This is a genomic window from Streptomyces sp. NPDC050423 (assembly GCF_040655445.1).
Lineage (GTDB): Bacteria > Actinomycetota > Actinomycetes > Streptomycetales > Streptomycetaceae > Streptomyces.
The window spans coordinates 102,106-116,610 of the sequence record NZ_JBFAJY010000004.1 but is presented as its reverse complement, the minus strand read 5'-3'; the positions used below and the strand labels follow the sequence as shown (position 1 = coordinate 116,610).

11 protein-coding genes are annotated in these 14,505 nt (G+C 70.3%); 5 read left to right on the top strand and 6 right to left on the bottom strand.

The features are described 5' to 3' along the window. Entirely contained in the window at positions 1 to 1,251 is a 1,251-nt protein-coding gene (locus AB0I52_RS04900) for a sugar ABC transporter substrate-binding protein (RefSeq protein WP_363068965.1), read from the bottom strand. A 256-nt stretch (positions 1,252 to 1,507) separates the two neighbouring features. Between AB0I52_RS04900 and AB0I52_RS04895 the strand changes: the two genes are divergently transcribed. Continuing rightward, the gene (locus AB0I52_RS04895; RefSeq protein ID WP_363068963.1) at positions 1,508 to 2,503 is read left to right on the top strand and encodes an acetylxylan esterase; all 996 of its coding nucleotides are present in this window, start codon (positions 1,508 to 1,510) and stop codon (positions 2,501 to 2,503) included. 89 nt (positions 2,504 to 2,592) lie between these two features. On the opposite strand, the gene AB0I52_RS04890 is transcribed toward AB0I52_RS04895, so the two are convergent. Then, positions 2,593 to 3,648: a LacI family DNA-binding transcriptional regulator gene (locus AB0I52_RS04890; RefSeq protein ID WP_363068961.1), complete on the bottom strand. Its 1,056-nt coding sequence runs from the start codon at positions 3,646 to 3,648 to the stop codon at positions 2,593 to 2,595. Between the two features lie 176 nt (positions 3,649 to 3,824). Here AB0I52_RS04890 and AB0I52_RS04885 point away from each other — a divergent pair, with 176 nt between their 5' ends. Together AB0I52_RS04885 and AB0I52_RS04880 are read left to right on the top strand one after the other, a co-directional pair. Continuing rightward, complete coding sequence (locus AB0I52_RS04885; RefSeq protein ID WP_363068959.1) at positions 3,825 to 4,310, top strand: MarR family winged helix-turn-helix transcriptional regulator; 486 nt, start codon at positions 3,825 to 3,827, stop codon at positions 4,308 to 4,310. A gap of 133 nt (positions 4,311 to 4,443) precedes the next feature. After that, the gene (locus AB0I52_RS04880) at positions 4,444 to 4,995 is read left to right on the top strand and encodes an isochorismatase family protein (RefSeq protein ID WP_363068957.1); all 552 of its coding nucleotides are present in this window, start codon (positions 4,444 to 4,446) and stop codon (positions 4,993 to 4,995) included. A gap of 21 nt (positions 4,996 to 5,016) precedes the next feature. On the opposite strand, the gene AB0I52_RS04875 is transcribed toward AB0I52_RS04880, so the two are convergent. From AB0I52_RS04875 to AB0I52_RS04860, 4 genes are all read right to left on the bottom strand, one after another. Beyond that, positions 5,017 to 5,793: a succinate dehydrogenase/fumarate reductase iron-sulfur subunit gene (locus tag AB0I52_RS04875; RefSeq protein ID WP_363068955.1), complete on the bottom strand. Its 777-nt coding sequence runs from the start codon at positions 5,791 to 5,793 to the stop codon at positions 5,017 to 5,019. Beyond that, on the bottom strand, positions 5,790 to 7,703 hold the full coding sequence (locus AB0I52_RS04870) for a fumarate reductase/succinate dehydrogenase flavoprotein subunit (RefSeq protein ID WP_363068953.1): 1,914 nt from the start codon (positions 7,701 to 7,703) through the stop codon (positions 5,790 to 5,792). Before AB0I52_RS04870 ends, AB0I52_RS04875 begins: the two co-directional genes overlap by 4 nt. Then, complete coding sequence (locus AB0I52_RS04865) at positions 7,704 to 8,486, bottom strand: hypothetical protein (RefSeq protein ID WP_363069150.1); 783 nt, start codon at positions 8,484 to 8,486, stop codon at positions 7,704 to 7,706. 141 nt (positions 8,487 to 8,627) lie between these two features. Then, a complete protein-coding gene (locus tag AB0I52_RS04860; protein WP_363068951.1) occupies positions 8,628 to 8,876 on the bottom strand; it encodes a hypothetical protein in 249 nt (82 codons plus the stop codon). Positions 8,877 to 9,277: 401 nt separating this feature from the next. Here AB0I52_RS04860 and AB0I52_RS04855 point away from each other — a divergent pair, with 401 nt between their 5' ends. Together AB0I52_RS04855 and typA are read left to right on the top strand one after the other, a co-directional pair. Beyond that, positions 9,278 to 11,644 carry an ABC transporter family substrate-binding protein gene (locus AB0I52_RS04855; protein WP_363068949.1) on the top strand — a complete coding sequence of 789 codons (2,367 nt, stop codon included), beginning with the start codon at positions 9,278 to 9,280 and terminating at the stop codon, positions 11,642 to 11,644. Positions 11,645 to 12,314: 670 nt separating this feature from the next. Continuing rightward, complete coding sequence (gene typA / locus AB0I52_RS04850; RefSeq protein WP_363068947.1) at positions 12,315 to 14,186, top strand: translational GTPase TypA; 1,872 nt, start codon at positions 12,315 to 12,317, stop codon at positions 14,184 to 14,186. The last annotated feature ends 319 nt before the right edge of the window (positions 14,187 to 14,505 follow it).

The following is a 14,505-nucleotide window of genomic DNA, read 5'->3' as shown; positions in this document are numbered from 1 at the left end:
CTACTTCACGAGGCCTTCGATCTGGGACTGCGCCGTCTTCAGCGCGTCCTCGGCGGAAGCCTTGCCCTGGGTCACCTTCGCGATGGCCTGGTCGACCTTGTCGGTGACCTCGGTCCAGTTGGGCAGCGACGGGGAGGACTTGGCCGAGTCCATCTGCTTCTTGAATATCTGCAGATCGGCGTCGTCGGCGAGGTCACCGGAGGTCCAGGCGGCGGTGTTGGCCGGCAGGTCCTTGGTGCGCTTGTACCAGTCGGCCTGGCCCTTGGTGTCCGTCAGGTACTTGATGAACTGGGTGGCGGCGGCCTTGTGCTCGCTGTCCTTGGAGATCACCAGGGAGGAGCCGCCGGCCATGGAGACGGAGGACTTGTCGGCGGGGACGTTGGCCACCGCCCACTTGCCCTTGAGCTGCGGCTGGCCCTCGTTCAGCAGGGTGACGTGCCAGGGGCCGCCGAAGAACATCGGGACGCGGCCGTTGCCGAAGTCCTTCACCACGTCGTAGCCGGGCTGCACGGACTTGTTGGAGAGCCCCTTGGAGAAGTACGAGCCGTACTCCTTGAGCGCCTTGACGGCCTCGGGGCTGTCGATGACGGCCTCGCCCTTGTCGTTGACGATCTCGCCGCCGGCCGAGTACAGGAAGGAGTAGAAGTTCTGCACCGTGTCCAGGCCGCTGGGCTGGATGGACAGGCCCCACTTGGTGCCCGCCTTCTTCTGGTAGGCGGTGGCGAGGTCCTGCATCTCCTTCCAGTCGGTCGGAACCTTGGTGATGCCGGCCTGCTCGGCCAGGTCGGTGCGGTAGTAGAGGACGCGGGTGTCGACGTACCACGGCACGCCGTAGGCCTGGCCGTCCACCTCGCCCTGCTTCCAGCCGGACGGGAAGAAGTCCTTCTCCTGGAAGGTCTTGGTGTCGACCGGCTCCAGAACGCCGAGCTCGGAGAACTCGCCCATGTAGCTGCCGCCCATCTGCGCCACGTCCGGCATGCTGCCGGCGGCGGCCGCGGAGACCAGCTTCTGGTGGGCGACGTCCCAGCCGACCGGGGTCACCTTGACGGTGATGTTCGGATTGGCCTTCTCGTAGACCTTGGCCACATCCGCGAGCTTCTCGCCCTCGGCCCCCATGGCCCAGACAGTGAGCGTCTGCTTCTTGTCCGCGGCGACGTCGTCGCCACCGGAGCTGCCGCACGCGGTGAGACCGAGAGCGAGCACGACTGCGATACCGATACCGGTGGAGGCGGTTCTGGCGGTGCGGGGCATGGAGGGCTCCTCCTCGAGCAATCCGGATGTATGCGCTGCCTGTAAGCGCATACATCACTGTGCGGCAGGGATTCGGGAATCCGCAAGAGGGGTCTGGGTCACACTCGTGCAACGTATTGGACATCTGAATGTTCAACTTGGAACGGTAAGTGTGCTGTTTGCGGAAAAGGGAGCGATGTGACCGATTTCGCATGGTTGGAACAGGCGGCCACCGGCGGCCTGGAGTGCGGAGAAAGGGAGGGATATTGTCGTGGTCATGCCTTCATTCGTGCATGATTTCCCTTTTGACCCGTCCTGCGGGCGCACTCTCGACGACCTGTCGGCCATCCCCGCACCCCCCGCGCCGGACGGTTTCGCCGACTTCTGGCGCGCCCGGCACGAGACCGCTCGCCAGGTCGCCACGGAGCCGGAGATCGGGCCGCTGGAGGATGAGCGCGACGGCGTCCGCATCCACGGAGTGACATTCGCCTCGGTGGGCGGGGAGCGCCTGGGCGGCTGGCTCGTGCTGCCCGCGGACGGGCCGGCCCGCCATGGCTTCGTCATCGGCCACGGCTACGGGGGCCGGCAGGAGCCGGGCCGCGATGTGCCGCTGCCGCTGCCCGGGGCGGCCGCGATCCTGCCCTGTGTGCGGGGGATGGGGGCGCGCGGCCTGGTGGCGGGCATCCCGGACGTCGCCGACGCCCATGTGCTGCACGGCATCGGGTCACGCGAGACGTATGTGATCGGTGACTGCGTGGCGGACCTGTGGTGTGCGGCGTCGGCACTGCACGAGCTGGTACCCGAGCTGGCGGGGGCGGGCCCGCTCGGCTACCTGGGGGAGAGCTTCGGCGGGGGCCTCGGTGCGCTGGCCCTGCCGTGGGACGACCGCTTCGGGGCCGCGCAGCTGACGGTGCCCACCTTCGGGAACCACCCGCTGCGGCTCACGCTGCCGTGCGTGGGGAGCGGGGAGTCGGTGCGCGGGTACGAGCGGGAGCACCCCGGGGTCACCGAGGTGCTGAGGTACTTCGACGCCGCGACGGCCGCGGGGTTCCTGGAGCTGCCCACGCTGGTGGCCGCGGCACTGTTCGACCCGTCCGTGCCGCCGCCGGGGCAGTTCGCGGTGTACAACGCGCTGGCGGGGGAGCGGGAGCTGCTGGTGCTGAACGCGGGGCACTTCGAGCACGCGGGGTCGGTCGCCGAGACGGCCGGACTGGCCGCGGAGCGGCGGCGGTTCTTCGGGGAGCGGCTGGGCTCCGTGGGTCCGGCCTCCTGAGCGGACGTACGTCCCCTCCCGTACGTCCCCCGTTCGGTCCGGCCGGCCCCGTCCGGTCCCGCCCCGGGCAGTCCCCGGCGGCGTACCCGTCAGCCGCAGCCGCAGCTCCTGCGGCGGATCAGGGAGACCGGCAGGGTGAGCGAAACCGGCTCGCGGCCCGCGTTGTTCAGTCGCTGCACCAGCAACTCGACCGCTTGCTCTCCCAGTTGACGTATCGGCTGGCGCACCGTCGTCAGCGGCGGCTGGACGATCCGGCTGAGCGGGATGCCGTCGAAGCCGGTCACCGCCATGTCCTCGGGCACCCGCACGCCGCGCCTCGCCAGCGCGCGCAGGGCGCCCACCGCCATCTGGTCGTTGGCGAAGAGCATCGCCTCCGGCCGCTGTCCGCCCCCGTCCAGCAGCCGTTCGGCGGCTCCCGCGCCCTCGGACTGCGTCATCATCACGGTCCGCACGGTCGGCCCGTCCGGCACCGGGATCCCGGCGTCCAGGCATGCCTCCCGGAAGCCGTGGAACCGCGCCTCGGCGTCCGGTGAGTCGGTGTCGCCGCCGATGAAGGCGAGCCGGCGCAGTCCGTGGTCCTCGATCAGGTGGCGGGTCAGTTCGCGTTCGCCGTCGACGTTGGCGACGACGATGTGGTCGAGGTGGTCGATCTCGCGGGGTCCGGCGAGCATCACGACCGGCAGCCGGCGCGATATCACCTCAAGATCCTCGGTCGGCACCGTCTGCGCCAGTACGGCGAAGCCGTCGACCCGGCCCGCGACCTTCGCGACCAGGCTCTCCGGCCCGCCCTCCAGCGATGCCGCGATCAGCAGGGCGTACCCGTGCCGCCGTGCGGCCCGCTCCATGCCGCGGATGATCTGGTCGGAGTAGAGCATCACCGCGTCGTCGGCGTCACTGTCCGCCTCGGCGTCGGCCTCGGCGTCCGGGTCGGCGTAGTCGGGGAAGCACAGTCCGAGCACTCCGGTGGTGCGGCTGGCCAGTCCCCGGGCGTTTCCGCTCGGTACGTAGCCGAGCTCGCGCGCCGCCTCCAGCACTCGCTCGCGGGTCTGGGCGCGCACCGAATCCGGGGTGCGGTAGACCCGCGAAACCGTGGCAATGGAGACGCCCGATCGCTCGGCGACGTCGTACACCGTTGGGGCGCTCACTCGACCGACCGTCCGCTTCTTCTTCCGTACCGACACGTACCGACACGTGGCGACACGTGGCGACAGACACCTTATGAAAGCGCATTCACCCTAGATCGCAGGTCGGATGCGAGCAAGGTTGTGCAGAATCGACAGGTTACCTTGCAAGATGGCCTGTGCATCTTTACGGTGGGCGCATGACGCGACCGCCCGGTGCCACGCCCGCCGACCCCACGCCCGCCGACCCCACGCCCGCCGACCCCACGGCCGAGCAGGTCGCGAACGACCTCGCGGCCGTCGTCGGCAGGCTGCTGCGGCGGCTGCGTTCCTCGTCCTCGGAGAGTCTGCTCACACCGACCCAGCGCTCGGTGCTGGCCCGGCTGGAGGACGGTGGCCCGGCCACCACGGCCGCGCTGGCCCGCGCCGAGTTCGTACGCCCGCAGTCCATGCGGCTGACCCTGGGCGCGCTGGAGGAGCAGGGGATCGTGGAGCGGGCGCCCGATCCGGACGACGGACGCAAGTCGGTCATGTCGATCACCGACACCGGTCGCGCAACCCTCGCGGAGGTCCGGGCCGCCAAGCGCGACTGGCTCGCCGAGGCCATCGCCGCCGAACTCGACGGGGCCGAGCGCCGCACCGTCGCCGAGGCGACCGCCCTCCTGGACCGCCTGGTCGGTTCATGACCGGCCGCGACGCGGCCCCCGAAGCGACACTCCGGGCGCCACGGACACCGCCACCGACCGCGCCCTGTGCGGCCGTACCCGACAGCGGCCGTACCTGAAATCCGTCCCGCACCACTCAGCGAGGAGCACCACCATGAGCGCCACCACCCTCGACCCGAAGACCGCACTGGTCGTCGTCGACCTGCAGAAGGGCATCACCGGTCTGCCCTCCGTCCACCCCGGCGCCGATGTCATCGCGCACGCCGCGACTCTCGCCGACGCGTTCCGGGCCAAGGGCCTCCCGGTCGTCCTGGTCCGCGTCACCGGCGGGGCCCCCGGCCGCACCGAGGGCCCCGCCCGTTCCGGGCAGCCCGCCGCCGACTGGGCCGACATCGTCCCCGAGCTCGGCCCGCGCGAGGGCGACATCGTCGTCACCAAGCTGACGTGGGGCGCCTTCCACGGCACCGACCTCGACCTCCAGCTGCGCCGCCGCGGCGTCACCCAGGTCGTGGTGGCCGGGATCGCGACCAGCATCGGCGTCGAGTCCACCGCCCGCTCGGCGTACGAGCACGGCTACCACGTCACGGTCGCCACGGACGCGGTGACCGACATGAGCGCCGAGGCCCACGAGAACAGCGTCGAGCGGATCTTCCCGCGCCTCGGCGAGACCGACACCACCGCCGCGATCATCAAGCTGCTGGGCTGACCGCCCGCGCGGCGGGGCCCCTCAGGATGACGGGTCCCGCCGCCGGATCTTGTTCCCCAGCCACACCAGCGGGTCGTACTTGCGGTCCACGGCCCGCTCCTTCAGCGGGATCAGCGCGTTGTCGGTGATCTTGATGTGCTCGGGGCACACCTCCGTACAGCACTTCGTGATGTTGCAGTAGCCGAGTCCGTGCTCCTCCTGGGCCGTCGCCTTCCGGTCGAGCCCGGACTCGGCGGCGGCGTCCAGCGGGTGCATGTCCAGCTCGGCGACCCGCATCAGGAAGCGCGGTCCGGCGAAGGCCGCCTTGTTCTCCTCGTGGTCCCGCACCACATGGCAGGTGTCCTGGCACAGGAAGCACTCGATGCACTTGCGGAACTCCTGTGAGCGTTCCACATCGACCTGCTGCATCCGGTACTCGCCCGCCTTCACCCCCTCCGGGGGCACGAAGGCGGGCACCTCCCGTGCCTTGGCGTAGTTGAACGACACATCGGTCACCAGATCCCGCACCACGGGGAAGGCCCGCAGCGGGGTGACCGTGATCGTCTCCTCGCGGGTGAACACCGACATGCGTGTCATGCACAGCAGCCGCGGCCGTCCGTTGATCTCCGCGCTGCACGAACCGCACTTGCCGGCCTTGCAGTTCCACCGCACCGCCAGATCGCCCGCCTGGGTGGCCTGGATGCGGTGGATGATGTCGAGGACGACCTCGCCGTCGTTGACCTCGACCGCGTAGTCCTCCAGACCGCCGCCGTCGGTGTCGCCGCGCCACACCCTGAACCGTGCGTTGTAGCTGCTCACTCGTACAGCTCCTCTTCGGCGAGGTACTTGACCAGCTCCTCCTTCTCGAAGAGGGAGAGCAGGTCCGGACGGATGGGTTCGGTGGCCTCGCGCACGAGATCGATCCGGCCCTCCAGCGGTGCGGCGGAGACGTCGGCCGGCCGGCACAGCAGGTTGACCGGGCGCCAGGAGCGCTCCATCGCCGGGCAGTCCTCACGGGTGTGGCCGCCGCGGCTCTCGGTGCGCTCCAGTGCCGCCCGTGCGATGCACTCACTGACCAGCAGCATGTTCCGCAGGTCGAGGGAGAGGTGCCAGCCGGGGTTGAACTGCCGGTGCCCCTCGACGCCGGCCCGCCGGGCCCGCTCCCGCAGCCCCGCCAGTCTCTCCAGGGCCTGCTCCATCTCGGGGGCGCGGCGGATGATGCCGACCAGGTCGTTCATCGTCTGCTGGAGTTCCTGGTGCAGGGTGTACGGATTCTCCGTCGGCGCACCCTCGGCGAGCTCCTCCGCGCTGAACGGACGCAGCGCCTCCGCGGCCGCCGCGTCGATCTGTGCCTCGTCCACCACCGGCAGGATCTCGGTGGACGCGGCGTAGCCGGCGGCGTGCAGTCCGGCCCTCCGGCCGAAGACCAGCAGGTCGGAGAGGGAGTTCCCGCCGAGCCGGTTGGATCCGTGCATGCCGCCGGCGACCTCGCCCGCCGCGTACAGGCCGGGCACGTCGAGGGCGGCGGCGGTGTCGGAGTCGACGGCTATGCCGCCCATCACGTAGTGACAGGTCGGGCCGACCTCCATCGCCTCGGCCGTGATGTCGACATCCGCCAGCTCCTTGAACTGGTGGTACATCGACGGCAGCCGGCGCCGGATCCGTTCCGCGGACATCCGGGTCGACACGTCCAGGAACACCCCGCCGTGCGGCGAGCCGCGGCCCGCCTTCACCTCGGAGTTGATGGCGCGCGCGACCTCGTCGCGCGGCAGCAGTTCGGGTGGGCGGCGGTTGTTGTCCGGGTCCTCGTACCAGCGGTCGCCCTCCTCCTCCGACTGCGCGTACTTCTCCTTGAACACATCGGGGACGTAGTCGAACATGAAGCGCTCGCCCTCGGAGTTCCGCAGCACCCCGCCGTCGCCGCGCACCGACTCGGTGACGAGGATGCCCTTGACCGAGGGCGGCCAGACCATGCCGGTCGGGTGGAACTGCACGAACTCCATGTTCAGCAGGGGCGCGCCCGCCAGCAGGGCCAGCGCGTGGCCGTCGCCGGTGTACTCCCAGGAATTCGACGTGACCTTGAAGGACTTGCCGATGCCGCCGGTGGCGAGGACGACCGCGGGCGCCTCCAGCACGAAGAACCTGCCGGTCTCGCGCTCGTAGCAGAAGGTCCCGGAGACGCGGTCCCCGTCCTTCATGACACGCGTGACCGTGCACTCCTGGAAGACCTTCAACCGTGCCTCGTAGTCACCGAATTCGCGGTAGTCCTCCTGCTGGAGCGAGACGATCTTCTGCTGGAGGGTGCGGATCAGTTCGAGGCCGGTGCGGTCCCCGACGTGCGCCAGGCGCGGATACTCGTGGCCGCCGAAGTTGCGCTGGGAGATCTTCCCCTCGGGGGTGCGGTCGAAGAGCGCGCCCCAGGTCTCCAGCTCCCAGACACGGTCGGGCGCCTCCTTGGCGTGCAGCTCCGCCATCCGCCACTGGTTGAGGAACTTCCCGCCGCGCATGGTGTCGCGGAAGTGCACCTGCCAGTTGTCCCCGGAGTTCACGTTGCCCATGGAGGCGGCGATTCCGCCCTCCGCCATGACCGTGTGCGCCTTGCCGAAGAGCGATTTGCAGATGACGGCGGTACGGGCCCCGCGCTCCCGGGCCTCGATCGCGGCGCGCAGCCCGGCACCTCCGGCACCGACCACGACGACGTCCCACTGCTGCCGTTCGAGCTCAGTCATTCAGAAAAACCTCGGATCGTCGAAGGCGCCGGAGGCGACCAGGTACACGTAGAAGTCGCACGCGGCCACGCTGATCAGCGAGGCCCAGGCGAGCAGCATGTGACGGGTGTTGAGCCGTCCCACCCAGCCCCACAGCCGGTAGCGCACGGGGTGCTTCGAGAAGTGCCGCAGCCGGCCGCCGATGATGTGCCGGCAGGAGTGGCAGGAAAGGGTGTACGCCCAGATCAGGACGGTGTTGACAACGAAGATCAGCGAGCCGAGACCCATGTGGCCCCAGGCGTAGTGCTCGTCGCGGAAGGTGAGCACGGTGTCGTAGGTGAGGATCCCGGCGACCGGCACCGCGGCGTAGAAGAAGTACCGGTGGATGTTCTGCATGATCAGCGGGAAACGGGTCTCGCCGCTGTACGCCGTGTGTGGCTCGGCGACCGCGCAGGCCGGGGGCGAGGCCCAGAAGCCCCGGTAGTAGGCCTTGCGGTAGTAGTAGCAGGTCAGCCGGAAGCCGAGCGGGAAGATCAGGATCAGCAGGGCGGGGGACAGGCCCCACCAGCTGCCGAACAGGTCCCAGTTCGGGCCGTGCCGCATGGGGGCGCAGTTGTCCGCCAGGCAGGGCGAGTAGAACGGCGAGACATAGGGGGCGGCGTAGTAGTCGGCGTTCGAGAACGCCCGCCAGGTCGAGTAGACGATGAAGGCGAGCAGCCCGCCCGCCGTCACGGCGGGCGCCAGCCACCAGCGGTCGGTCCGCAGATGGCGGGCGGCGATGGCGGCCCGCGAGGGGTGGTGCACACCCGCCGTCCGGGTCGCCGCTCCGCCGGGCGGGGGTGGCTTCGTGCCCGGAGCGCCGGCTGGATCATTGCCGGGATCCGCGCCTGTTTCCGTACCGGTGGCCAAGGAGCCCTCCTAGGGGGCATTCGTCAGACACCCCTGCTAGGGGGCGTGCCTGCCGCGGACGCCCAGACCCTCGTCGTCCGAGTCCGTCCACAGAGTGGTGTCGTACGGCGCCTCGGTGATCGTGATGACGCCGTCGACAGGGTCGGCGTGGCCCTCCGGGGCGAGCGGGTCCGGCGCGGAGTCCGCCCCGCGCAACTGCGCGAGGCTCCGCTCCAGCCGCCCGACGGTGCGGACCAGGTCATCCAGACAGTGCTGAACTGCCGTCAACTCGTCCTGTAGCGACATGACTTGATCTCACTTCCGCAGTCGCGGGTGGCCATGCTCATGCTCATGCGGATGCGAGTGTCGCGCGTCACATCCCGTTTGGGAAGGGAGCGGGCCGCCCCGTCTTGCGGCCCCCGCGGGAGGCCCCCCGGGCCGGCCTTCCGGACCGGGCCCGGGGAGTCGGGTCACGGCCGTTGCCGACGGATCGGGTTCCGGCCATGGGTGGTGGCTCTGGCGGTGCCGGGACTCCGCCGCACGGGTGAGGTTCGGGGGCCGTTGCGCCGTGTCTGCGGGACCCCTCGCGCGTGGCCGCTTTCAGTGGATGGGCGGAACCAGTGTGATCAACTGCAAATGCCACGAAACACGCATAATCCGGTCCATTCGGGTACGGGTGGTCCGGGCCGTCTCCGGAGGTATCAGCCATGTCCCACGTCGGCGTCCCGCGCGGGGCAGCCCGAAAGCGCCGCTCGCTCGCGCTCTTCACCACGGGTGTGCTCACGCTCCCCGTACTGGCCGGCTGCAGTTCGGGCGAGAAGGAGGCCACCACCGCCGTCGTCCCGCAGGACGTCGCGCCCGCGGCCCGCACACAGGTCGCGGACGGCGGCACGGTCAACTGGGCGATCGACGCGATGCCCGCCACCCTCAACGCCTTCCAGGCGGACGCGGACAGCGCCACCACCCGCATCGCCGGCGCCCTCCTGCCGACCCTCTTCCCGCTGGACTCCAAGGGCCGGCCGCAGCTGAACCCGGACTACCTGGAATCCGCGAAGGTGGTCGGGCACGAGCCCAGGCAGGTCGTGCTCTACCGGCTCAACCAGCAGGCGGTGTGGAGCGACGGCCGGGAGATCGGGGCACCGGACTTCGTCGCCCAGTGGCGGGCGCTGAGCGGCAGGGACTCCGCGTTCTGGACCGCCCGCAACGCCGGGTACGAGCGCATCGAGAAGATCGAGCGCGGCGCCGACGACCTGGAGGTCAAGGTCACCTTCGCCAAGCCGTACGCGGACTGGCGCTCCCTCTTCTCCCCGCTGTACCCGAAGCAGGTGACGGGCTCCCCGGACGCGTTCAACGACGGAGCGCGGTCCACGCTCAAGGCGACCGCCGGACCGTTCCGGCTGGGGGGCGTGGACAAGGAGACGGGCTCCGTCACGCTGACCCGGAACCCGCGCTGGTGGGGCAGTCCGGCCAAGCTCGACTCGCTGGTCTTCAAGGCGGTCAAGCCGCAGGACCGCACCGAGGCGCTGACCGAGGGAAAGGTCGACGTCGCCGACATCGACGCGGCGGCGGCCCACCGCATCGTCCAGGCCGCCCGGGACGCCGGCAACAGCGGGGCGCCGCCCGCCCACGGCCCCGGCTCCGAGATCACCCCGGCCGCGGCCCTGCGGTCCTGGGCACTGGCGCACGGCTCCGACGAGGAGGCGGCCGCGGAGGCGCAGTCCGCCCGGGACGAGAAGGCCCGTGCCGCCAAGGCGTACGCCACCGAGCAGAACGATCTGCGCGGCTATGTGGTCCGCAAGTCACTGGAGCCCGCGTACACCCAGCTTGCCCTGAACGGTGAGACCGGCCCGCTCGCCGACGACCGGGTACGCCGGGCCGTGGCCCGCGCCCTGGACCGCCAGGCGCTCGCCGACACCGTACTCAAGCCGCTCGGCCTGCCCGCGAACCCGCTCGGCAGCCACCTGGCCCTGGCCGGACAGCCCGGGTACCAGGACAGCAGCGACGCGCTCGGCAGCCAGGACACCAAGGAGGCCCAGGCGCTGCTGGCCGACGCCGGCTGGACGCGGGAGGGGGCCCTGAAGAAGACGGACGGCACCAAGGCGGGCAGCGAGGGCGAGAAGCAGGAGAAGCAGACGGACAAGAAGGAGGAGGACAAGAAGGCGGAAGAGAAGACGGCCGAGGAGAAGAAGGCCGGCGCCAAGGACGACGGCAAGACCGACAACGCCGCCCGTCGAGAGCCCTCCAAGGACGACGGCCTCTACATCGTCGGCGACGACAGCAAGCCCGGTGAGGTCGAGGGCACCCGCGCCATCGCCCCGGCCCCCGCCGCCGCCGTGCAGAGCGCCGCGCTGCTGCGCCAGGCCGGACACCTGGGCGAGACGGGCACCTCGGAGGACGCCCCGGCCAGGATCACCGCCCAGGACCGGCAGCCCGGTGGCGCCGCCGGCGCCTACGCACCGGCCGGCACCGCGGCACCCGCCCAGGCCCCCGACTCCGCCCGCGGTCCCCTCGGCAAGGACGGCAAGCCGCTGTCCCTGCGGTTCGTCCTGCCCTCGGGGCCCGGCTCCGAATCGCTGCGCAGCGTCGGGGACAAGATCGCGGCGATGCTCGACACGATCGGGATCCGTACCGAGATCACCAAGGTCTCCGACGAGAGCTACTTCCGGGACCACGTCGCGTCCGGTGACTACGACCTGGCGCTCTACTCCTGGCCCGCGACCGCCTATCCGGCCACCGACGACCGCCCGATCTTCGCCAAGCCGGTGCCCGCGACCGACGGCTCGCTGCTCGTCGAGCAGAACTACACCCGCGTCGGCACGGACCACATCGACCAGCTCTTCGACCAGGCCGCCGGGGAGCTCGACGAGGGCTCGGCCAGGAAGCTGATGAAGCAGGCGGACGCCAGGATCTGGGCCGCCGCAGGATCGATTCCTCTCTATCAGCGCCCGCAGCTCGTCGCGACCGACAGGAAGCTGGTCAACGTGGGTGCCTTCGGCTTCGGGGTGCCCCACTACCAGGACATCGGGTTCAAGAAGCCGCAGGCGGCCGGTGCCCCCGCGAACCCCAGGAAGTAGCAGGTCAGCGCAGCACCGAAAGCTCAGAACCAGCTCAATTCCCTTGCCCGCCGGCCCGCCGGCGGGCAAGGCTGTGTGCACCCGCTGACCCGGGTAGCCGCTCCGCCTCCCGGTCCCCGGGGCCCCAACCCCGGCGACCGCGGCGCACCGGCATCGCTCCGGGCTCCCCCTCGCAGTCGCGGCTTCGGAGCCCCACCTCCGGAGTCGCGCGCGTCCCACGTCCGCGCGGACTCTCCCGCACATCGTGCTCCGCGCCCGACCGGCGCACAGGGGTGGCCCGGGGCCGACGGAGCAGGGGGCCGCGCGGGAGCTCGGCGGGGAGGCATCGGCGGCCGCGAGCGGGGCCGTGCGTCCGTTCTGTGGCCGGTAACGACCTGGTGCGCGACAGGGGGCGGATCAGCGAGCGGCGTCATGCGGCTTCGAATCCAAGGCGGAGAAGGGAATCGACGCGGAGCGTCGTTGACCGACGACTACGCCGGAGGCGGAGTCGCAGGGCGTCGGGAGCCCGCTCACTGTCGTGCACCAGGTCGTAAGACTTGCCCGTGAAGCCGCAGGGGCGCCTGGCCCGTACCATGGGACTAGCCGTGGCGCGTCCGCCCGGCGGGCGTACGAGGACTCAAGACCGACTAAGACGCCTGAATCCCCGATCCGAGAGAAGCGCAAGCCACCCATGCCCACGCGCCACGATATCCGTAACGTAGCCATCGTCGCCCACGTCGACCACGGCAAGACCACGCTGGTCGACGCCATGCTCAGGCAGGCAGGCGCCTTCGCCGCGCACGCCGCCGAGCACCTCGACGAACGCATGATGGACTCGAACGACCTGGAGCGTGAGAAGGGCATCACGATCCTGGCCAAGAACACGGCCGTCAAGTACCACCCCAAGGATGGCGGCGACGTCATCACCATCAACATCATCGACACCCCCGGCCACGCCGACTTCGGTGGTGAGGTCGAGCGCGGCCTGTCGATGGTGGACGCGGTCGTCCTCCTGGTCGACGCGTCCGAGGGCCCGCTCCCGCAGACCCGCTTCGTGCTCCGCAAGGCGCTGACGGCCAAGCTGCCGGTCATCCTCTGCATCAACAAGACGGACCGCCCGGACTCCCGGATCGCCGAGGTCATCGACGAGACGTACGACCTCTTCCTGGACCTGGACGCCGACGAGGACCAGATCGAGTTCCCGATCGTCTACGCCTGCGCCCGTGACGGCGTCGCCTCGCTGACCAAGCCGGAGGACGGCCAGGTCCCGCCGGACAGCGACAGCCTGGAGCCGTTCTTCAGCACGATCCTCTCCGCCGTCCCGGCCCCGGAGTACGACGAGGACGCCCCCCTCCAGGCCCACGTCACCAACCTGGACGCCGACAACTTCCTCGGCCGTATCGCGCTCTGCCGTGTCGAGCAGGGTGAGCTGCGCAAGGGCCAGACCGTCGCGTGGATCAAGCGTGACGGCTCGATGTCCAACGTCCGCATCACCGAACTGATGATGACGGAGGCGCTCACCCGTAAGCCCGCCGAGAAGGCCGGTCCGGGCGACATCTGCGCGATCGCCGGTATCCCGGACATCATGATCGGCGAGACCCTGGCCGACCCCGAGAACCCGATCGCGCTGCCGCTGATCACGGTCGACGAGCCCGCCATCTCGATGACCATCGGTGCGAACACCTCGCCGCTGGTCGGCAAGGGCGGCAAAGGCCACAAGGTCACCGCCCGTCAGATCAAGGACCGTCTGGACCGCGAGCTGGTCGGTAACGTCTCGCTCCGCGTCCTGGACACCGAGCGCCCCGACGCCTGGGAGGTCCAGGGCCGCGGTGAGCTCGCCCTGGCCATCCTCATCGAGACCATGCGCCGCGAGGGCTTCGAGCTCACGGTCGGCAAGCCGCAGGTGGTCACCAAGCAGGTCGAGGGCAAGACGTACGAGCCCATCGAGCGCATGACCATCGACTCGCCCGAGGAGCACCTCGGCGCGATCACGCAGCTCATGGCGAGCCGCAAGGGCCGCATGGAGACGATGACGAACCACGGTTCGGGCTGGGTCCGCATGGAGTGGATCGTGCCGTCCCGCGGCCTCATCGGCTTCCGTACGGAGTTCCTGACCCAGACCCGTGGCACGGGCATCGCGCACTCCCTCTTCGAGGGTCACGAGCCGTGGTTCGGCGAGCTGCGCACCCGTCACAACGGTTCGCTGGTGGCGGACCGCGCCGGCGTCGTGACGCCGTTCGCGATGGTCAACCTCCAGGAGCGCGGTGTCATCTTCACGGAGGCCACCACGGAGGTCTACGAGGGCATGATCATCGGTGAGAACTCGCGCGCCGACGACATGGACGTGAACATCACCAAGGAGAAGAAGCTCACCAACATGCGTGCGGCTTCCGCGGACACCACGGAGAACGTGGTGCCCGCCCGCAAGCTGTCGCTTGAGCAGTCGCTGGAGTTCTGCCGCGACGACGAGTGCATCGAGGTGACCCCGGAGACCGTGCGTATCCGCAAGGTCGTCCTGGACCAGAAGGAGCGCGGCCGCTCCGCGTCGCGCGCCAAGCGCTGATTCTTGCCGGTGAAGGGGCCCGGCACCGCTCATCACGCGGTGCCGGGCCCCTTCGCTGTGTCTGCCGCGTCTGAAGCGCCTGCTGCGCCTGCTGCGCCCTCGTCCGGGCGGAGGCCTCCGTCCGGACGACGCCCCCGTCCGGAGGGCCTGAACAAGCCATGCACGCCCGCGTATTGGCTTAGTGTTGAGCAGCCGGGTAACCGGCGGGCCGGAGTCCGCTCCCGACGACCGGCCGGCCGCGCCGCCGCTCCGTGATCCGCCGGGTGCCGGGGCGCTCACGAGGTCCGGCCGGTCAACCCGATTTCGGGGACCAAGTGTC

Excerpts from the sequence above, each read along its gene's own strand:
- AB0I52_RS04900 (WP_363068965.1), bottom strand. The coding sequence starts at position 1,251 with ATGCCCCGCACCGCCAGAACCGCCTCCACCGGTATCGGTATCGCAGTC.
- AB0I52_RS04895 (WP_363068963.1), top strand. The coding sequence starts at position 1,508 with ATGCCTTCATTCGTGCATGATTTCCCTTTTGACCCGTCCTGCGGGCGC.
- AB0I52_RS04885 (WP_363068959.1), top strand. The coding sequence starts at position 3,825 with ATGACGCGACCGCCCGGTGCCACGCCCGCCGACCCCACGCCCGCCGAC.
- AB0I52_RS04880 (WP_363068957.1), top strand. The coding sequence starts at position 4,444 with ATGAGCGCCACCACCCTCGACCCGAAGACCGCACTGGTCGTCGTCGAC.
- AB0I52_RS04870 (WP_363068953.1), bottom strand. The coding sequence starts at position 7,703 with ATGACTGAGCTCGAACGGCAGCAGTGGGACGTCGTCGTGGTCGGTGCC.
- AB0I52_RS04860 (WP_363068951.1), bottom strand. The coding sequence starts at position 8,876 with ATGTCGCTACAGGACGAGTTGACGGCAGTTCAGCACTGTCTGGATGAC.
- AB0I52_RS04855 (WP_363068949.1), top strand. The coding sequence starts at position 9,278 with ATGTCCCACGTCGGCGTCCCGCGCGGGGCAGCCCGAAAGCGCCGCTCG.
- typA (WP_363068947.1), top strand. The coding sequence starts at position 12,315 with ATGCCCACGCGCCACGATATCCGTAACGTAGCCATCGTCGCCCACGTC.